The organism is Neobacillus pocheonensis, from assembly GCF_050477905.1.
Lineage (GTDB): Bacteria > Bacillota > Bacilli > Bacillales > Cytobacillaceae > Neobacillus > Neobacillus pocheonensis_A.
Window position 1 is genome coordinate 38,529 of the sequence record NZ_JBCNAD010000034.1, and the last position, 18,778, is coordinate 57,306.

Genomic DNA, 18,778 nt, shown 5'->3' on the forward strand with positions numbered 1-18,778 from the left:
TTTTTAATAGATTATCAGCTTTGCTCTTTAGCTGTTTTAACGAAAATAGAATCATGCTTTTGTTTAACAATCACGGTACAATTGTAATTAGGTTGTCCATGAACATTCATTTTATTCACCCCTTTTTTCAAAGATTTGATATGATTATTTTTAGCTTGTGAGGTGTATATCATGAATTTTAATTATCCAAATGGACGGAAGTATGTCCCTAGTGAAATTCTGGAAGTAAAGGCGGCAGCAAATAAAAAAAACGGGTCCTATAGTAATAGAGGTATGACACTAGAGGAAGACCTAAATCTAACAAATGATTATTATCGGGAAAGAAAAATAGCTGTTATTCATAAAAAGCCAACACCGGTGCAAATTGTTCAGGTGGATTATCCAAAAAGAAGTGCAGCTGTTATTAAAGAAGCCTATTTTAAACTAGCTTCCACAACCGATTATAACGGTGTATTCAAAGGAAAATATATAGATTTTGAAGCTAAAGAAACGCAAAATCCAACTTCGTTTCCGTTAAAAAATTTCCATCAGCATCAAATAACTCATATGGAAGAAGTGATAAATCAAGGGGGAATTTGTTTTGTTATCCTTCGGTTTACTAGGTATGAGGAAGTATATTTACTTGAAGCAAAGCATTTGCTCGTTTTTTGGGAAAGAATGAATAATGGAGGAAGAAAATCTATTACAAAGGAAGAAATCAAGCAAAAAGGGCATTACATACCGCTTGGGTTTCAGCCAAGAATTGACTATATTAAAATAATTGAAACACTTTAACCATTTTTGCGAAAGGTTAGAAAGGAAGGAATTTTATCATGGCAGAACAATATCAATCAAGAGAGGAGCGGCGAAAGAAACTTCAAGCCACAGGAAAACAAAATGAAAAAGCTAAGAAAAAATCGGGCGGAATATTTAAAAAAATCTTTTTATCTCTTGTTGTTCTTGGTATCGTTGGGATTTTGGCTGGAGTTGGTACTTTCGCCTATTTAGTAAAGGATGCTCCCAAACTTGATCCGAAATTATTAAAAGATCCAATCCCTTCTAAGGTTTTAGATAAAGATGGAAAACTAATAACTGAAGTAGGAGCAGTAAAAAGAGAATATGTAAATTATAAAGACATACCGAAGCAAATGGAAGATGCCATTTTAGCCACAGAGGATTATCGTTTTTACAAGCATCATGGAATCGATCCTATTCGCCTTGGCGGCGCCGTATTAGCCAATATTCGCCATGGATTTGGCTCTGAAGGAGCCAGTACGATTACACAACAGGTGGTGAAAAACTCATTTCTGACACCTGAAAAAACATTGAAACGAAAAGTGGAAGAAGCCTGGCTTTCCTATCAGCTGGAGCAGCAATATACAAAGCACCAAATTTTCGAAATGTACGTTAATAAAGTCTATGTTTCTGAGAACAGTCATGGAATTGCCACTGCAGCAAAAATCTATTACGGAAAAGAATTAAAGGATTTAACTTTAGGAGAAGCAGCGCAAATTGCTGGAATGCCGCAAAGTCCTAATAATTATAATCCATTTAATCATTCTGATTTAGCAGAAGATAGACGGAACATTGTTTTGACTTTAATGCACCAGCATGGCTATATTACAAAACAGCAAATGGAGGATGCCAAAAAGGTTTCTGTTGCCTCAACTGTTTTGAAACCAGACCAGCGAACAAGTGAAGAAAAGCCATTTGGATCTTTTGTGGATGCAGTTATTCGTGAAGTAAACGAAAAAACCGACCTTGATATAAATACGGATGGTTTAACGATTTATACAACTTTAGACACAAATGCCCAAACCTATGTAAATAAAATTCTCAATACCAAAGATATCATTCCATATCCTGATGAAAATATTCAAGCTGGTGTTGCACTTCTCGATACGAAAACAGGTGAAATTCGGGCAATTGGCGGCGGAAGAAATCCTAGTGTAAAACGCGGTTTCAACTATGCTATCCAAACGAAACGCCAGCCAGGTTCAACTATCAAGCCGGTCCTCGATTATGGTCCTGCAATTGAATACTTAAATTGGGGCACCTATGAAATGATTGACGATAAACCGATTACCTATTCAACTGGGAAGAAATTCGGTAACTGGGACCAGAAATATAAAGGTCCGATGACGATTAGAACGGCATTACAATTATCACGTAATACCCCTGCTGTTCAAGCACTTCAACAAGTTGGCTTAGATAAAGCCAAAGATTTTGCGTTAAATTTAGGCATTCCATTAAAAGAAATTTATGAATCTTATGCGATTGGCGGCTTCGGCGGTAAAACGGTAGGGGTTTCGCCACTTGAAATGGCGGGTGCATATAGCGCCTTTGGTAATAAGGGTATATACACAAAACCGCATGCGATTACTAAAATCAAACTCCGGGACGGGACAATGATTAATACAGCCCCAGAACCAAAAGTGGTAATGAAGGACTCAACTGCTTTCATGATCACGGATATGTTAAAAAGTGTATTGGTATCACCTGGAACAGGAGTAAGAGCAAAAGTACCAGGACTTCCAATTGCCGGTAAGACAGGAACTACTAACTATACAACTGATGAAATGAATAAATATAATATTAACAGCAGTTCTGTACCGGATGCATGGTTTACAGGATATACGACCAACTATACGGCCTCTATATGGACCGGGTACAAGGATCGAACCACGCCAATTACAGCTGTTGGCAATAATCAAAGATTAGCGCAATTAATCTTTAAAAACTTAATGGCTTATGTTTCAAAAGATATTGATACTCCTGATTTTACAATGCCTAATAGTGTTCAAAGGGTTAGCATTGAAAAAGGCTCCATGCCACCAGTTTTGGCCGGAGAATTCACCCCAGATAGTGAAATTTCGACTGAGTATGCTGTCAAAGGGCATGCACCTAAAAAGGTCTCAGAGAAGTATAACAAGCTTGAAGCACCAACAAATCCTACTGCTAAATATGATGAAGCGAGTAATAGTATCATCCTTACTTGGGACTATAAAAATGCAAATGAAAGTGTTACTTTTGACGTTTCAGTCGATAATGGAACAGGTGTCACTCATATACCAGTCCAAGTGAACACAGTGACCATTCCTGCTACTCTAGGTACAAAGTATACGTTTGCCATAGTAGCAATAAGTGGAAATAAAAAGAGTGACCCAGTCACAACCTCCATTGAAGTTTCAATGCCGACTGATGAAAATGGTCAGGGTTCTGATACTGGAAATGGCGGGGAGCAAGGAAATGATCAAGGCAATGGAGATGGAAATGGTAATAGCGGAGGCCAAGGTAATGCAGGGGGAACGATTCCTCCTATTACCCTTCCAGGGAATCCTTCAGGTGGTAATAGCAATGCCCCTCGAAGTGGAACGTAAATTTAATCATAAAAAAATCGTCTAACCATTTGGCTTAGACGATTTTTTTATGACATTCCACTTTACAAATTGCTTTTCCTGTTCAATCATCAACTCTATAAGTTGGCGGTAAGAATGATATAAATTCGGCCTATTCATGATGAATGCCAGTCTTTCTTCAATATTAACAGGCTTTACCTCTAATTGGTCATATGGGATTGGCCCCTGGAAATAGGACTTGGCATTTGTTTTTAACAAAAATTGAATGAACAAATCAATTCCTTTTTCCATCCATTCCTTTGTGTTTTTCATATCCCGACATCTAAATAATTCGTCTAGTTTTTCTCTTACTTTACTCCATTCCTCAACGATATTGGCCACCTGTTTATCCATGAGAAACAGCACTGCCCTTCATTCTCTTTTTACCCTCACGACATAAGTCTAATAAGGGGCATGTTGGACATTGGGGATTTTGGGCTTTACAATGATACCGTCCAAAAAATATTAATCGGTGATGGGTAACTGACCATTCCTCTTTTGGAATCCTCTTCATTAAGGTCTTTTCCACTTCCAACACTGAATCCTTCCAGCGGCATATCCCGAGACGCTTACTAACTCTTTCAACATGTGTATCGACGGCAATAGCCGGTACATCAAAGGCAACCGAAACAACGACATTTGCTGTTTTTCTTCCCACACCTGGAAGCTTAGTTAATTCGTCTCGATCCTCCGGAATCTCTCCGCCATATTCATTTAATACCATTCGGCAAAGACTTTGAATGTTTTTCGCTTTATTCCGATAAAGGCCAATTGAACGGATATCATTTTGTAATTCCTCTAGTGATACCTTTAAATAATCTTCCGGTGTTTTGTACTTTTTAAATAAGTCTTTTGTAACTTTATTAACCAGTGCATCCGTACATTGAGCGGATAAGGAAACAGCAATAATCAATTCAAATGGATTTGAATGGTTTAATTCGCAATGGGCATCTGGGAACATTTCGCCCATTTTGTCTAAACAATTTCGTATTTGCGTATTATTCAGCAAAAATATCACCTGCTTGTATTTAAACTATTATTGTTCTAACCAGTTATAGAAAGGGACAGATGGCGGATGTGGTTCATCCTTAATATTATTAGTTTTGTGTGTTTGCTTTTGGCGGAATTTTTGACCTTGGTTTCTTGCTTGTTCGATCGTTTTAATCCCGTTTTTCTTCCACTCAAAAAGGATTCTATCAATATAGCGGAAATTTAATTTACCTGACATTACGGCTTCCCTTAGTGCGGCTTTAATAATAGCTGGATCATGATGATCATCATCCATCCACATCGCTAGGGTCTCACATTCAAAAGGTGATAAAGGTCGGCCAAATTCTCTTTCAAAGCATGTGTACAAATCTGTCTCTTCTGCTTTCTTGTTCATCTCATTTATATTTCGATTTTTGACTATAAATTGATCAATAAGTCTCTCCCACAAAGGCATTAAGGAATACTTTTCGTAGCGAATACCATCATTTGAGTATTCATCCTTGATTTCTATAAAACCTCTTTGAATCAGTTTTCTTAACATTTCATTACAATCTGAAATGGAAATAGTCATCCGTGATGACAACTCTTCTGGGGTAGGAAATTCATTTCCTGTTTCTATGAACGTGAGGATATTTAATATTAGAACGAGTTCAGTTTCATTTATATTAAGGTTACGGTATTGAGAAAATAATAGAGTTGGAATGGTTACATTGCCTTCTTGCAGCCAAGCTAATAACGTTGTTTTCATTCTTTTGGACACCTCCTGATAAGTATAGCATGAACATTCTCTTCGAGTAAGTGTATTAGGCATCCAGCTATGGAAAGGAAAGCAAAAAGCCTGCAGAAAGCAGACTTTTTGTTGATAACAATAGGAAGTTTTATCTGTTAGATTTTTCAATAACAAATTGCTTCATTCTCGCAACTGCATTTTCTAATTGTTCGAGTGATGTTGCGTAGGAAAGGCGGATATTATCAGGTGTTCCGAAGCCCGAACCTGGAATAACAGCCACTTTAGCTTCTACAAGCAATGCTTCCACAAAATCATCGACATTAGCAAAACCGGTCATATCGGCAGCAGCCTTCACATTAGGATACAAGTAAAATGCCCCCTGTGGTTTTACACAAGTAAACCCAGGAATAGCAACTAACTTATCATAGATGATTTCTAATCTTTTTTCAAATGCTTTTCTCATTTCTTCCACTGGTTCCTGTGGTCCATTGTAGGCAGCTATTGAAGCATATTGTGCTGTTGTCGTAGGATTAGAGGTACTGTGGCTGGCAAGATTTGTCATCGCCTCAATAATTTGCTTATTTCCAGCAGCATAACCAATTCTCCATCCAGTCATGGAATGTGATTTGGAAACGCCATTAATAACAATGGTTTGTTCTTTTAACTCAGGTGATAATTCAGCAATTGAAACATGCTTAACCCCACTGTAAACAAGCTTTTCATAAATCTCATCTGATACAATAAGGACATTTTCTTCTAGACAGATTTTCCCTAATTCTAACAGTTCTTCCGCGCTATACAACACACCTGTTGGATTGCTTGGCGAATTAATAATGACGGCTTTTGTTTTTTTCGTGATTGCCTTTAGCAATTGTTCTGGGGTAATCTTAAATTGATTCTCTTCTGAGCCTTCAATATATACAGGTACTCCACCTGCTAACTTGACTTGTTCTGGATAACTTACCCAATAAGGTGTAGGAATAATAACCTCATCACCCTCATTAAGAATAACCTGAAATAATGTATAAAGAGCATGTTTTGCTCCATTTGCTACAATGATTTCATTTGGTTTATAGACAATTCCTTGGTCTTGTTCAAATTTCTTTATGATGGCCTTTTTTAATGCTGGTAATCCTGCTGATGGTGTGTACTTTGTAAAGCCTTCATTCATCGATTTTACAGCAGCGTCTAAAATATGTTGTGGGGTATTAAAGTCAGGCTCGCCTGCCCCTAAACCAATTACATCTACCCCTTGCTCCTTTAATTCCTTCGCTTTTGCGGTTATCGCTAATGTAGTAGAAGGTGTAAGTGCCAATACCCTCTCTGCCAACTCCACTACCATTTCAGTTCCTCCCCATCCATTCTAAAGATTTTCAATTTTTTTCAACCACTCGCCAGTTTCAAAATGTACATAATAATAATTTATTAGATTATTTTCAGAACGATAATAAATTTCCCATAAAGGGATATTTTTTTCCATTCCTAAACGGACAGATATGATTTTCTTAGGATTTTTTTCTTGAACCAATTTTTGAATAGCTTCATTTTTGGTTATACCATTTTTTACCTTTTTAACAATGATATTTTTACTTTTTTCGGGAATCCATACAATGATTTTTTCACCATTTTTATTTTTCCCCTCGATCACATTTACAGTCTCTAAACCATTGTAGATATGAAAGTCCTCCACATAACTGAATTGAACCTTTTTATTAGCAAGCTTAACCGCTTTTTCTTCTGCCGCTTTTACTGGTTCAACTGCAGAAAAATAAACCTTTATCAAGATTCCCAAAATACCAAGCACGAATAAAGCTAGAATAAATAACCACTTTTTCATTTTGCATTCACTTCTTTATGTACGATAAATGGTAAAAATCGCTTTATTTTTATCTTCTTGATCAAGGGCAAGTCCAAACATCAGGTCTTTTTCTTTTAATGTACGATTAAGGGCATCAACTATTTTATATAGATCCGGACCATGTTGGATTTTAACCGTTGATAAAACTTCAATTTTACTTTCCATCCAATTCCTCCATTTTATTTCTAATAAACCAAATCAATAAATATTATTATAACAGGTTAAAGCGATAAAGGTACTTTAAATTGCTATAATAAATGAATGAAAAAAATCTATTCATCAGTCTCAACAGGAATAGTGATAACCTCATAATTTGAATCTGTAAATTTAATCGTTACCGCACCAAATTTTTTCGTAAAATATACTTCAGACCAGATATCATGTAAATCATGAAGTAATTCTGGATCTGGATGATCCTCTTCATCATCAAATAGAATTGAAATTTGCGGATTAAAATATTCAATTAATTTTTCTGATATCGAGACTTCTTTAGGGAATACCGGAAGTTTAAAAACATTCACATCCCCAAGATTTCTTTTTAAAAGTATTTGCTCCGCACGCACACTAAAGGAACTCATCATGAAAATCCGATGTTTAAAAAACTCCAAAGTAAAGTCCAAACCTTCGTTTTGTTTACTTCCTAAAAATTGAACTTCAGCCCTGAGTTCCGGAAGAATTTCTTTCTTGGAACCTTCACCCCACACAACGATTGGAATTTGATGCACCGGCTCTAAATTTTTTGTAAGCAGTGATGCTATATTTGGTGTGGTTATAATTTCTCTGACCTTATACTTTAAAATTAACTGATTTATCTGATTATAAGAGAGTTCCTGCTCATCATTTGTAAGGATGAGTGTAGAAATTTCCTTGACATCATAAAGGGAGAGACATTTTTTTAGTTCAGATTCGCTCTCTTTTCTGCCAATATTCACTAAAACATTCCCGTCATTTGGTCCTTGAATTAGCGTTGCTTCCCCACTAGACAAACCTAGAAAAGTAATAGCAACTTCATGGTCCTTCAGATTTAAATCAATATTTTCAATTTTACTCAAGATTCGCTGCGAAGCATTAACTGTCGAGGCGGCTTGAAATATAATTACTAGTAATATTAAGAAAATTCTCATGCACATTCCTCCCATACATATTATTAGAATGTGCATTTTTGCCAAAATTTATCATAACCAAGCATGAATAAATTCGACAAGTTCATCTATTGTCCCTTTTTTAACTGGAACGGAGGGAATAGATTTCAAAAAGGCCGTCCCGTATTTTGTAGTGACAATCCTTTTATCAAAAACCACTAAAATCCCCCGGTCATTTTCTGTGCGAATCAAACGGCCAAATCCTTGTTTAAATCTTAAAATGGCTTCAGGAAGTGCGTATTCAGAAAAAGCATTTCCACCATGCTCCTTGATTACTTGGCATTTTGCTTCAGTCAGAGGCTCATCAGGCGGACTAAAAGGAAGTCTAACAATGACAAGACAGGTTAAATCCTCCCCAGGAATGTCAACCCCTTCCCAAAAACTACTTGTTCCTAATAAAATGGCTTTATCATATCGTTGAAAATTCCTTGTCAACCTCGTTCGGCTTCCACTTGTTATTCCTTGGGCGATCATGGCGAAATCGTTGAGAAAGCCGCTTTCTTTAATTAATTCATAGGTTTTCTTTAACATATCATAGGCGGTAAAAAGAATCATCATTCTTCCATTGGTCGCCTCTGCAAGGGTGATAATATGCTCCGTTATCGCAACCACATATTCATCCAATGAAACATTGTTTATCTCAGGCAAATCTTCAGGAATTAATAGATTTACTTGTTGTTTAAAATCAAATGGCGAAGGAATGGACTGTTGAACTGTCGATTTCGCATCAAGTCCAATCTCCTTCATGATGTAGCTAAAAGAATGATTAACGGTTAAAGTGGCTGAGGTAATGATTACCGCATTTTTTCTTTCAAAAAATTGATTCTTAAGTGAAGATGCGACGAAAGCAGGCTGTGCCAAAAAGGTTGTGACATTTTGCGGTGAGCGCAAATCCATCTCGATCCACTTAACATCATGAGAATCTTTTATAAAACAATTGATTACCGTATCCCTAAGATCCATTAAATCATTGGTAAAGAGAAAGGTTTCTTCCATCTTACTTTTCTGGGAATTTGTTAAGGATTCTTTATGTGCGTCTAACAAATGGAGGCGCTCTAAAATGTTACTGTTCAAATCTTTTAATAAAAAAGAAAACCTCTCAGCACTATGAATGATTCCCTTTATTTCCTTCCCACCGTCAGACTTGGAAAAACGTACTTTTGCACGATAAAATCCTTTTTTATTTGCTAGCTTCTTTTTCGTATAAAGACCGATTAATTTAAAAAATTCATCCATTTCATATGTAAGGTCTGCCATTATTCGATTAAGCTCAAACATATGAATTTGGTGTTGATTTTGAACCTGAAGGGAGGTTAGAAGATTCTCCACTTCATAAAAAAGTTGTTTCTGCTCGAAAAGTCCAAATTGGCCTAATAACAGTCGTGTGGATAGATAATCCAGGGTCGACCCGAAAAACTGAGAAGCTGTTTTTTCTAAATGATGCCCCTCGTCAATAATCGCATAGTCATATTCAGGTAAAATAGACCCTTCACTCTTTAAGTCACTTAATAATAGTGAATGATTCGTTATAATGATATCCGCAGTCCATGCCATTCTCTTTGCCTTTAAATAAAAATCTTTATCTTGCCAATCGTGATTTGGTGATAAAACAGACGGATCATTCTTAATTTTATTCCAGTAAAGCAGACCACCGCTTGAAAGATTGAGCTCATCTTTATCCCCAGTTTCTGTTTCCGTCAACCAAATGAGAATTTGCATCTTTGTTAACGTGGTATCATAATTATCACTTTCATCTAAAAGCGTCTGATGGAACTTCTCTAAACTAATATAATGGTTTCTGCCTTTAAGGAGTACTGTACTTATCTTAAAGGGAAGAATTTTGGCTAAAATCGGTATTTCCTTTTTTAGAATTTGTTCTTGCAGCTGAATGGTATGAGTACTAATGACAACTCGAAGCCTATTTTGTTTAGCAAAATAAGCACTAGGCAGCAAATATCCTAACGATTTGCCCACTCCCGTTCCAGCTTCTATTAAAGAATGGTGCTTATTGTTTAAGGACTCAAAAACCTTATTCATCATCATAAATTGGCTAGACCTTTTTTCAAAACTATTAAAACCACTTTGGATAAGTCCAATTTTGTCCTCTTCACTTAAAGGAAATTTAAAATCAGAGTTGTCATCTTTATTTTCTATATTCGAATCATTGTCTTTCTTTAAAGCAAGATCCTTAAAGATTTCAACGTTATTGGGCAATAGATCAGACACTTTTTTTCTTTCTTCGATCATTTCTTCAAGCAGCTGTTGTAAATCGCTTTTAAGCCCGCCAGATAGTTGCGTAAGTTGTTCGGTCGTGACTAAAGGCAAACTCGATAACTTTTCTAACAAAATAAGAAAAAGTTCAGCAGTCACCTGGGCATCACTATCTGCTTGATGCGGACGCTCATGGTTAAGATTTTCTTTCTCGGCTAAATCAGAAAGCTTGTAGCCATCCGCCGTCGGATATAAAAACCTAGCCATTTCTACCGTATCTAAAACAGGACCATAAAACCCCTCAAAACCTGCTTGAATTAATTCCTCTTGAAGAAAGGACAAATCGAATAGTACATTATGTGCAACAAAATAAGCCCCTTCTAATAACTCCGATACTTGACCGGCAATTTCAGAAAATAAAGGAGCATCCTTAACCATATCATCATTAATTCCAGTTAGTTCCTCGATAAAAACTGGAATTGATTTTTGCGGATTTATAAGTGAAGAAAAAGTATGATTGATTTTTCCATTTTCGATGACTACTGCAGCGAATTGTATGATTTTATCGCCTTTTTTAGGAATGTTCCCTGTAGTTTCCAAATCGACGACAACATATTTATTAGACATTTGATAAACACCCCGAACCTCTGTTCATTACACGGTATCATAAAAAGAAGAAAAAGTAAAAAAGAAAAATCCCCGAAAAATCGGGGATCATTACATTACTGTAAGTGCTGGTTCTGCATGAAGCAGTTCTTTAATGTGGTTATTCTCATCCATAATCGCTACTTTAGGTGTGTGCGCCGACACTTTCTCCTCAGCCACAAGAGCATAGGAAATAATAATGACAATATCTCCAGGCTGTACTAGGCGGGCAGCCGCACCGTTTAAACAAACTACACCGCTGCCTCTTTCACCTGGAATAATATATGTTTCAAGACGAGCGCCATTGTTGTTATTGACTATTTGCACCTTTTCATTTGCAATCATCCCAACGGCATCTAAAATATCTTCATCTATCGTAATACTGCCGACATAGTTTAAATTAGCTTCTGTAACCGTTGCGCGATGGATTTTCCCATTCATCATGTTGCGAAACATCAATTAGTTCCTCCCCAATTTTATTCCTCTATATCAATAATCAAATTATCTATCAACCGAACCTTCGTAAATTTTACTGCAAGAGCAATAATAATCCTACCGTTTAATTCTTCCATTGTTATTAACTCAGGATAGGAAAAAATTTCAACGTAATCGATTTCCCCGTCTGATTCAGAAGTAATCATTTCTTTAATCAAATGAATTAAAGTAAATGAATTTCGTTCGCCTTGGGTAATAGCATCTTTTGCAGCTAGAAGACTTTTATATAATATGGTTGCCTGTTGTCTTTCATCTGGAAAAAGGTTCACATTCCGAGAGCTTTTCGCTAGTCCATCATTTTCACGAACAATATCAACTGCAATCAACTGTACTGGAAAATTAAAATCTGTTACTAATCCCTCGATGACTGCCACCTGCTGGGCATCCTTTATCCCAAAATAGGCTCGAGTAGGCATCACTATATTAAATAATTTTGTTATGACAGTCGCAACCCCATCAAAATGGCCCGGACGCGACTTTCCGCATAATACATCCGTGCGATCTTGGACCACCACTTTGACAGATGATGGGTGGGGGTACATTTCCGCTACTGAAGGAAAAAAGAGAAAATCGACATCCTCGCTTTCGGCTAATGCACGGTCCCGTTCAAAGTCACGAGGATAGGTTGAAAAATCCTCTTTTGGCCCAAATTGTAATGGATTGACAAATATACTTAATACAACGATATCATTTTCTTGTCGTGCCCGATTTATGAGTGTTAAATGACCTTCATGGAGGAAGCCCATCGTTGGGACAAAGCCAATGGATTTACCTTGCTTTTTTTGCACAAGCATTTCTGCCTGCATTTCTTTGATTGTTGTTACGACCTTCATTCTATGCCTCCGTATAGGACCTTAAGTTCATGTTCCTTCATAGTAAAAGAATGCTTATCTTCAGGGAATTGTTTATTTTTCACATCCGAGACATAGGCTTGGATGGATTCAATCATAAACGGATTGACGGAATGATACTGCTTCACGAACTTAGGTACACGTTCAACACCATAGCCTAAAATATCATGATAAACGAGAACCTGACCATCAACCTCAATTCCCGCACCAATGCCAATGACAGGAATGGAAACCGCTCTTGTTACTTCTTCTGCCAATTGCTTTGGAACACATTCAAGAACAACCGCAAAGGCCCCTGCTTGTTCGCATTGTATGGCATCATCCAATAATTTTTTGGCTGCCTCAGCATCTTTACCTTGAACTTTATAGCCGCCTAAAACGCCGACAGATTGCGGAGTTAATCCTAAGTGAGCACATACAGGTATTCCTGCTTTTGTAAGAGCAGAAATTTTTTCAAGCACCTCGTCAGCTCCTTCTAGCTTAACAGCATGTGCTCCCGTTTCTTGAATAAGTCTGCCTGCATTCTGTAATGTATCTTTTATCGATAAATGGTAGGTTAAGAAAGGCATATCGGCGACGATAAAGGTATCTTTTGCTCCCCGCTTAACAGCTTTTGTGTGGTGAATCATGTCTTCCATCGTCACTGGAATCGTCGATTCATACCCTAATACCACCATTCCAAGCGAATCACCGACTAAAATAAGGTCAACTCCGCCCTGTTCTGCTTGTTTGGCCGACGGGTAATCATAAGCCGTTAACATGACAATCTTTTCCTTGTTTTCTTTCATTTTCAAAAAATCTGTTGTTTGCTTCATCCTTATTCCCTCCTTTTAATTGGGAGAGGTGATAAAACGCAGACGAAGAGCAAATAAAAAGACCCTTCTGAAGGCAGAGGATCTTTGTTACTCTTATTTCTGTTCCATCCCTCTGTCCCGGTCCGTATTACGGATCTAGGCAGAAACCTTTTTAATTGTTGTTTAACTTACAAGGTGCAGTTCCATGGGATACTGCCCAATGAAATTATAACAAATTAATTGAAAAGTGTACAAGGAACTTTAATATTTATTCAGTTTGTTGATTTTCGCTCCAGACACTTCGCTTTCCGCGGGCGGTACGTGGAGCCTCCTCGGCGCTATGCGCCTGTGGGGTCTCCCCTGCCCCGTACTCCCGCAGGAGTCTTCGTGCCTTCCGCTCCAATCAACAAGGTTTCTAAACTAGCAATTACCTTTAATACATTTTATAGTTCAATATCAGCTGAATAGACGTGATGAATCGTTCCAGAATTATCTTCGAGCAATAACACTCCATCCTCTGTAATTCCTAATGCTTTCCCTTCAATGACACTTGTCAAAGTCCTTGCTTTAAGTATTTTCCCTATGCTGACGGCATAGCTTTCCCATAGAAGTTTGATTGGCAAGAAACCTTGTTCTAAATATAGCAAATATAATTTTTCAAATTGCTTGAAAATACTCCGAATCAAACTGGCACGTGAGATAGTTTCTCCTTTTTCAATAAAAAGTGAGCTAGCTGTATCCTGGATTTCATTCGGAAAATCTTCTTTCTTTTGATTTACGTTGATTCCCATACCAACGATAATCGAGTGGATTCGGTCAGCCTCTGCTTGTAATTCGGTTAAAATACCCGTTATTTTTTTTCCATTAATTAGAATGTCATTCGGCCACTTAATTTCGGGTGTAAGTCCAGTCACCTCTTCTATAGCCTGAACGATGGCAACCGCTGTTAATAGGGTTAGCTGCGGTGCTTTTGTAAGAGGAATATTTGGACGAAGGATAAGGCTCATCCAAATACCGGTATATTTCGGGGAATGCCATTTTCGGTTCATTCTGCCTTTTCCAGACCTTTGCTCCTCGGCAATAATCACCGTTCCCTCAGGCACTTCTTCGGATGCGAAACGGTGGGCAATCTTTTGGGTGGACTCAACACTTTCTTCGTAATGGATGTTCTTGCCAATAAAATCAGTTGTTAGTCCTAGTCTTATCTCATCTGCTGTAATTTTTTCAGGTGTCTTTACGATTCGATACCCTTTCTTTCTTACCGCTTCTAATTCAAAGCCTTCTTTCCTTAATTCTTCAATATGCTTCCAGACTGCGGTTCTCGAGCAGCCAACTAAATCTGCCAGATGCTGCCCTGATAAGTAAGCTTCCCCAGCGTTTGTGAATGCATCTAACAATTCCTTCCTTAATTCTGACTGCACTACAATAGCCACTCCTTAATTTGTTGATGGTCGTTCGCTACATTTCCAAGTAAAATAGCCTGTTCGATTTCAAAAAGGGTTTCTTTAAGCCATGGCCCTCCATTTTTATGGAACCAACCCATCAAGTCACTTCCTGTCACATTCATATCGGTCCGTTGCTTAATTGGCAATTTATCATATACCTCCAACCAGAACCGAACTGATTCCGTTTCTTTTATCCCCTTTATAACAAGGAAAAGCTTTTCAACAGATTTAATTGTGTCATGACCAGCCATATACAAATCATAAACAGACCATTCCTGTTCAAGTCTTTTGGTTAAGTAGGTTAACGTCATTTGAATTTCCCTAACTTCTTTTACAGGTAATCGCCAATCTCGTAAGAATGTCTCGAGTTCTTTATCTTTAAGTCCTAAACAGAACAGTAGAATGGACCACATTTCTTTTACATTCAGATTGTCACTTTCATAAGTAAGCAAATCCTCTAAATGCTTTTTTTTATTTGTAAGGCCCGGTAAAAAAGAATATAGGTTAGTGTTAATTAGGATATTTATTGCGTTTTTTCGATTCTCTCCGAGTAAAAGTTTTTCAAATTCTGCTCTTTTTCGTTCAACGGCAATTTTTTCAAGTAATGGATTTAACCTGGTTAAAGCAGTAACCGTTTTGCTTTCGATGGTAAAGGAGAGCTGGCTGACAAATCGTACTGCTCTCATCATTCTTAAAGCATCTTCTCGGAAACGGTCCATTGCCGAACCGACGGTTTGAATGACCTTTTCGTTTATTGCCTGCTTTCCATTAAAAGGGTCAATTAGATTCCCATTACGGTCCATCGCAATGGCATTCATCGTAAAGTCTCTTCGCTGAAGGTCTTCTTTAAGATTGCGAATAAAAGAAACCTCTTTTGGTCTTCGAAAATCCAAATATTCTGCTTCGGTTCTGAAGGTGGTAATTTCATATGATTCATTATTAAATAAAACAAGAACTGTTCCATGTTCTATCCCAATATCCACTGTTCTCGGGAAAACCTTTTTCACTTCTTCTGGCGTTGCCGAGGTGGCAATGTCGACATCGTGAATTGGTTTATTCAAAAGAAAATCTCTTACCGACCCACCCACAAAATAACCTTCATATCCAGCCTCTTCCAGTCTCTCCAAAACGGGACTAGCTGATAAAAATGGTTCTATCATATCTTTCACCTTAATCCAATAACTTAAAGTATATTTGTTCATATTGTTCCACTATTGTTTCAGCCTTAAATGTTGTTTTTACAGTTTCAACAGACCGATTTGAAAATTGTTGGTGGAGCTTTTCATCCTTTAATAGCGTAATCGCTTTTGTGGCAATATCTTCTATATCTCCTACTTCACAAATATACCCAGTATCCCCATTATTAATAACTTCCGGCATTCCGCCAACGTTGGTCCCAATACAGGGCACACCGCAGGCCATCGCTTCCAGGGCAACAAGCCCAAAGCTTTCCTTTTCCGATAAAAGCAGCATTAAATCACTAATGGAGTATAATTCCTCGAGATTTTCTTGTTTACCAAGAAAAATAACTTGACTCTCTAAGCCAAGTTTCCTGACCAGTTTACAAACAATGGTCATTTCAGGACCGTCACCCACTAACAATAATTTCGCAGGCATGGCAGCGGAAATTTTCGCAAAGGTTTTGACTATGTCTGGCACCCTTTTTACAGCTCGAAAATTAGAGACATGAATAATGACCTTTTCGTCTGGTTGAATCTCAAATTCTGACTTTAAAACGATTGCGTCGGATTTATGGTAAATTCGTTCATCAATAAAATTATAGACCGTGTCAAGTTGTTTATCTGGATTAATAAGTTCATATGTCTGACTTGCAAGAGCTTTTGACACAGCCGTAACTGCATCAGATTTTTCTATGCCAAATTTAATCGCATCAGCTAGTGATGGGTCGTAACCCAACACCGTTATATCCGTACCGTGCAGAGTGGTAACAATTTTAAGATCCCTGCCGGCCATTTGTTTGGCTAAAATAGCACAAACAGCATGTGGAATGGCATAATGAACATGCAGGATATCCAGTTTTTCACGATTTGCTACTTCTGCCATCTTACTTGCAAGAGCAATATCATAGGGCGGATATTGAAAAACGGAATATTGGTTCACTTCTACTTGGTGGTAGTAAATGTTATGGTAAATTTTATTTAATCTAAAGGGAATACTTGATGAGATGAAATGAATTTCATGCCCTTTTTCCGCAAGCATTTTTCCTAGTTCAGTTGCGACAACACCTGAACCACCAACTGTTGGATAGCAAGTAATCCCAATTTTTAATTTCCTCATCGTCTATTCTCCAATCAAATCTCGATTCAAAAGGATAGGAACTTTTGTTTTAAAGCCTTCTGCATAGGACACGCCAACTAGCTTGCCAAACATTCTTTCCCGAGCCTCAACAGTTTCTATATATCCGTTAACTAGTGGTGTTTCAATGGTTTGTTCTGTTTTTTCGAATTGACTTTTATAGGCCCTTAAAGCTGCAAGCTTTTTATCTATTACAGCTGAGATATCAATTGTAAAATCCGGATTATGAAAACCGTTAATCATATAAAAGTAAACTCGCTCTACCCTATGTGGCTGATTTTCGCCATCTGTTTCATATTTCTTAATCCCAGCTGAGAAAACAGCCTCCTCAACAAGGCGGGCACAATTTCCGTGATCAGGATGCCGATCTTCGAAATAGGGTGCAAATACGATTCTAGGCCTATATTCTCTGATTATGCCTGCAATCGTTCGTATGTATTGTTCGGACTGAAATAAGCCACGATCAGGAAAACCCAGTGACTTACGAACTGGAACTTTAAGAATTTCGGCAGCATGAGCTGCCTCCTCTTTTCTTAAGGCTACGTTCCCATTTGAAGAAAGATCAGCATCTGTTAAATCACAAATGCCGATTTGTTTTCCCTCAGATGCTAGTTTTGCAATCGTACCGCCCATGCCAATTTCAACGTCATCTGCATGGGCACCGAATGCCAAAATATGCAACCCGTTATCCTTCATTAATTTCACCATTCTCTTTGACGACATTTCTCCAATCGATTAACCCTTGCTCTAAGCCTCTAATAAGTAATTCTGCTGTCCCCATATTTGTAGCAAGCGGGATCGAATATACATCGCATAAACGTACAAGGGCCGTTACATCGGGTTCATGCGGCTGTGATGTGAGTGGATCCCTGAAAAAAAACACAGCATCCATTTTATTTTTAGCAATCATGGCCCCAATTTCCTGATCACCGCCAAGCGGTCCTGACTGAAATCGGGTAATCGCTAAACCAGTTGCTTCGCTAATCCGTAGGCCTGTTGTCCCGGTTGCAAATAATGAGTGTTTTTCAAAAATAGTTTGATAAGCAATGGCGAATTGGACTAAGTCATTTTTCTTTTTATCATGAGCAATTAAAGCAATATTCATAAATTGGACTCCTAATCTAAAATATTTTCAAGGCCGTAAACAAATTTATTTTGTTTCATGACTGTTTCCACAGCCACTTTCACTCCGGACATAAACGAGGAACGATTGTAGGAATCATGACGAATGGTTAAGGATTGTCCGTCAGCTCCGAATAAAACCTGCTGATGGGCAATAAGTCCTGGCAAACGGACAGAATGAATATGCATTCCCTCGAAGTCAGCCCCTCTTGCCCCGTTTATCGTCTCCTTTTCATTTGGATGGCCCTGCTGCTTTTTTTCTCTTACAGCAGATATCATTTCTGCTGTCTTTACGGCCGTTCCTGAAGGAGCATCAAGCTTCTTGTCATGATGCAATTCAATGATTTCAATGTCGTTAAAATATTTCGCAGCCATTTGTGAAAATTTCATCATCAGGATGGCGCCAATTGCAAAATTCGGGGCTATAATACAACCTAAATCCTTTTCATTACATATACCTTCAAGCTCTTCTAAATCGGTTTTTGTGAAGCCAGTTGTGCCGACAACTGGACGAACGTTATAAGATAGTGCTGTTTTGGTATGGTACATACCTACTTCAGGTGTGGTTAAATCTATTAAAACATCTGCTTCGACATTTTGCAGGCATTTCTCAATATCATTGTAAACAGGTACATTATGTATAGAATGAAAGCCTTCTAAGTCACTAAGCATGATTCCATCAAACTTATGATCCACTGCACTAACTAAGGTAAAATGTTGTGTATCTGTTACTAGTTTTACAGCCTCACTGCCCATTCGGCCACGTGGACCGGCAATGATTATTCTAATGTTATCCATTAAT

19 protein-coding genes are annotated in these 18,778 nt (G+C 37.8%); 2 read left to right on the forward strand and 17 right to left on the reverse strand.

Going from position 1 to position 18,778, the window contains the following annotated elements:
- The first annotated feature begins 171 nt into the window (after positions 1–171).
- Together recU and ABES02_RS19320 are read left to right on the forward strand one after the other, a co-directional pair.
- Entirely contained in the window at positions 172–774 is a 603-nt protein-coding gene (recU, locus tag ABES02_RS19315; RefSeq protein WP_430138482.1) for a Holliday junction resolvase RecU, read from the forward strand.
- Between the two features lie 38 nt (positions 775–812).
- Positions 813–3,359: a transglycosylase domain-containing protein gene (locus ABES02_RS19320; RefSeq protein WP_430138485.1), complete on the forward strand. Its 2,547-nt coding sequence runs from the start codon at positions 813–815 to the stop codon at positions 3,357–3,359.
- Positions 3,360–3,380: 21 nt separating this feature from the next.
- Here ABES02_RS19320 and ABES02_RS19325 read toward each other — a convergent pair whose 3' ends face one another.
- From ABES02_RS19325 to dapB, 17 genes are all read right to left on the reverse strand, one after another.
- Complete coding sequence (locus ABES02_RS19325) at positions 3,381–3,731, reverse strand: YpoC family protein (RefSeq protein ID WP_430138487.1); 351 nt, start codon at positions 3,729–3,731, stop codon at positions 3,381–3,383.
- Positions 3,724–4,386 carry an endonuclease III gene (gene nth / locus ABES02_RS19330; protein ID WP_430138489.1) on the reverse strand — a complete coding sequence of 221 codons (663 nt, stop codon included), beginning with the start codon at positions 4,384–4,386 and terminating at the stop codon, positions 3,724–3,726. The genes ABES02_RS19325 and nth overlap by 8 nt, the downstream gene beginning before the upstream one ends.
- A gap of 27 nt (positions 4,387–4,413) precedes the next feature.
- The gene (locus ABES02_RS19335) at positions 4,414–5,115 is read right to left on the reverse strand and encodes a DnaD domain-containing protein (RefSeq protein WP_430138492.1); all 702 of its coding nucleotides are present in this window, start codon (positions 5,113–5,115) and stop codon (positions 4,414–4,416) included.
- A gap of 130 nt (positions 5,116–5,245) precedes the next feature.
- A complete protein-coding gene (locus tag ABES02_RS19340) occupies positions 5,246–6,433 on the reverse strand; it encodes a pyridoxal phosphate-dependent aminotransferase (protein ID WP_430138581.1) in 1,188 nt (395 codons plus the stop codon).
- A 27-nt stretch (positions 6,434–6,460) separates the two neighbouring features.
- Entirely contained in the window at positions 6,461–6,934 is a 474-nt protein-coding gene (locus ABES02_RS19345; RefSeq protein WP_430138494.1) for a DUF5590 domain-containing protein, read from the reverse strand.
- A 15-nt stretch (positions 6,935–6,949) separates the two neighbouring features.
- Complete coding sequence (locus ABES02_RS19350) at positions 6,950–7,120, reverse strand: YpmA family protein (protein WP_071353850.1); 171 nt, start codon at positions 7,118–7,120, stop codon at positions 6,950–6,952.
- 107 nt (positions 7,121–7,227) lie between these two features.
- Entirely contained in the window at positions 7,228–8,079 is an 852-nt protein-coding gene (locus tag ABES02_RS19355) for an ATP-dependent DNA helicase (RefSeq protein ID WP_430138496.1), read from the reverse strand.
- A gap of 51 nt (positions 8,080–8,130) precedes the next feature.
- Complete coding sequence (gene dinG / locus ABES02_RS19360; protein WP_430138499.1) at positions 8,131–10,935, reverse strand: ATP-dependent DNA helicase DinG; 2,805 nt, start codon at positions 10,933–10,935, stop codon at positions 8,131–8,133.
- 90 nt (positions 10,936–11,025) lie between these two features.
- Positions 11,026–11,409 (reverse strand): aspartate 1-decarboxylase, encoded by a 384-nt coding sequence (panD, locus tag ABES02_RS19365; RefSeq protein ID WP_430138502.1) that lies wholly within the window; start codon positions 11,407–11,409, stop codon positions 11,026–11,028.
- A gap of 20 nt (positions 11,410–11,429) precedes the next feature.
- The gene (gene panC, locus ABES02_RS19370) at positions 11,430–12,281 is read right to left on the reverse strand and encodes a pantoate--beta-alanine ligase (RefSeq protein WP_430138505.1); all 852 of its coding nucleotides are present in this window, start codon (positions 12,279–12,281) and stop codon (positions 11,430–11,432) included.
- Positions 12,278–13,114, reverse strand: coding sequence for a 3-methyl-2-oxobutanoate hydroxymethyltransferase (gene panB / locus ABES02_RS19375; protein ID WP_430138508.1), 837 nt, complete (start codon positions 13,112–13,114; stop codon positions 12,278–12,280). The genes panC and panB overlap by 4 nt, the downstream gene beginning before the upstream one ends.
- Before the next feature lie 422 nt (positions 13,115–13,536).
- Positions 13,537–14,514 (reverse strand): biotin--[acetyl-CoA-carboxylase] ligase, encoded by a 978-nt coding sequence (locus ABES02_RS19380; RefSeq protein ID WP_430138511.1) that lies wholly within the window; start codon positions 14,512–14,514, stop codon positions 13,537–13,539.
- Positions 14,514–15,698 carry a CCA tRNA nucleotidyltransferase gene (locus ABES02_RS19385; protein WP_430138514.1) on the reverse strand — a complete coding sequence of 395 codons (1,185 nt, stop codon included), beginning with the start codon at positions 15,696–15,698 and terminating at the stop codon, positions 14,514–14,516. Before ABES02_RS19385 ends, ABES02_RS19380 begins: the two co-directional genes overlap by 1 nt.
- A gap of 10 nt (positions 15,699–15,708) precedes the next feature.
- Positions 15,709–16,836, reverse strand: coding sequence for an N-acetyl-alpha-D-glucosaminyl L-malate synthase BshA (gene bshA, locus ABES02_RS19390; RefSeq protein WP_430138517.1), 1,128 nt, complete (start codon positions 16,834–16,836; stop codon positions 15,709–15,711).
- A 3-nt stretch (positions 16,837–16,839) separates the two neighbouring features.
- Positions 16,840–17,550 carry a bacillithiol biosynthesis deacetylase BshB1 gene (gene bshB1 / locus ABES02_RS19395; protein WP_430138520.1) on the reverse strand — a complete coding sequence of 237 codons (711 nt, stop codon included), beginning with the start codon at positions 17,548–17,550 and terminating at the stop codon, positions 16,840–16,842.
- On the reverse strand, positions 17,540–17,959 hold the full coding sequence (mgsA, locus tag ABES02_RS19400) for a methylglyoxal synthase (protein ID WP_430138523.1): 420 nt from the start codon (positions 17,957–17,959) through the stop codon (positions 17,540–17,542). Before mgsA ends, bshB1 begins: the two co-directional genes overlap by 11 nt.
- A gap of 11 nt (positions 17,960–17,970) precedes the next feature.
- Positions 17,971–18,774 carry a 4-hydroxy-tetrahydrodipicolinate reductase gene (gene dapB, locus ABES02_RS19405; RefSeq protein WP_430138525.1) on the reverse strand — a complete coding sequence of 268 codons (804 nt, stop codon included), beginning with the start codon at positions 18,772–18,774 and terminating at the stop codon, positions 17,971–17,973.
- Positions 18,775–18,778 lie beyond the last annotated feature (4 nt).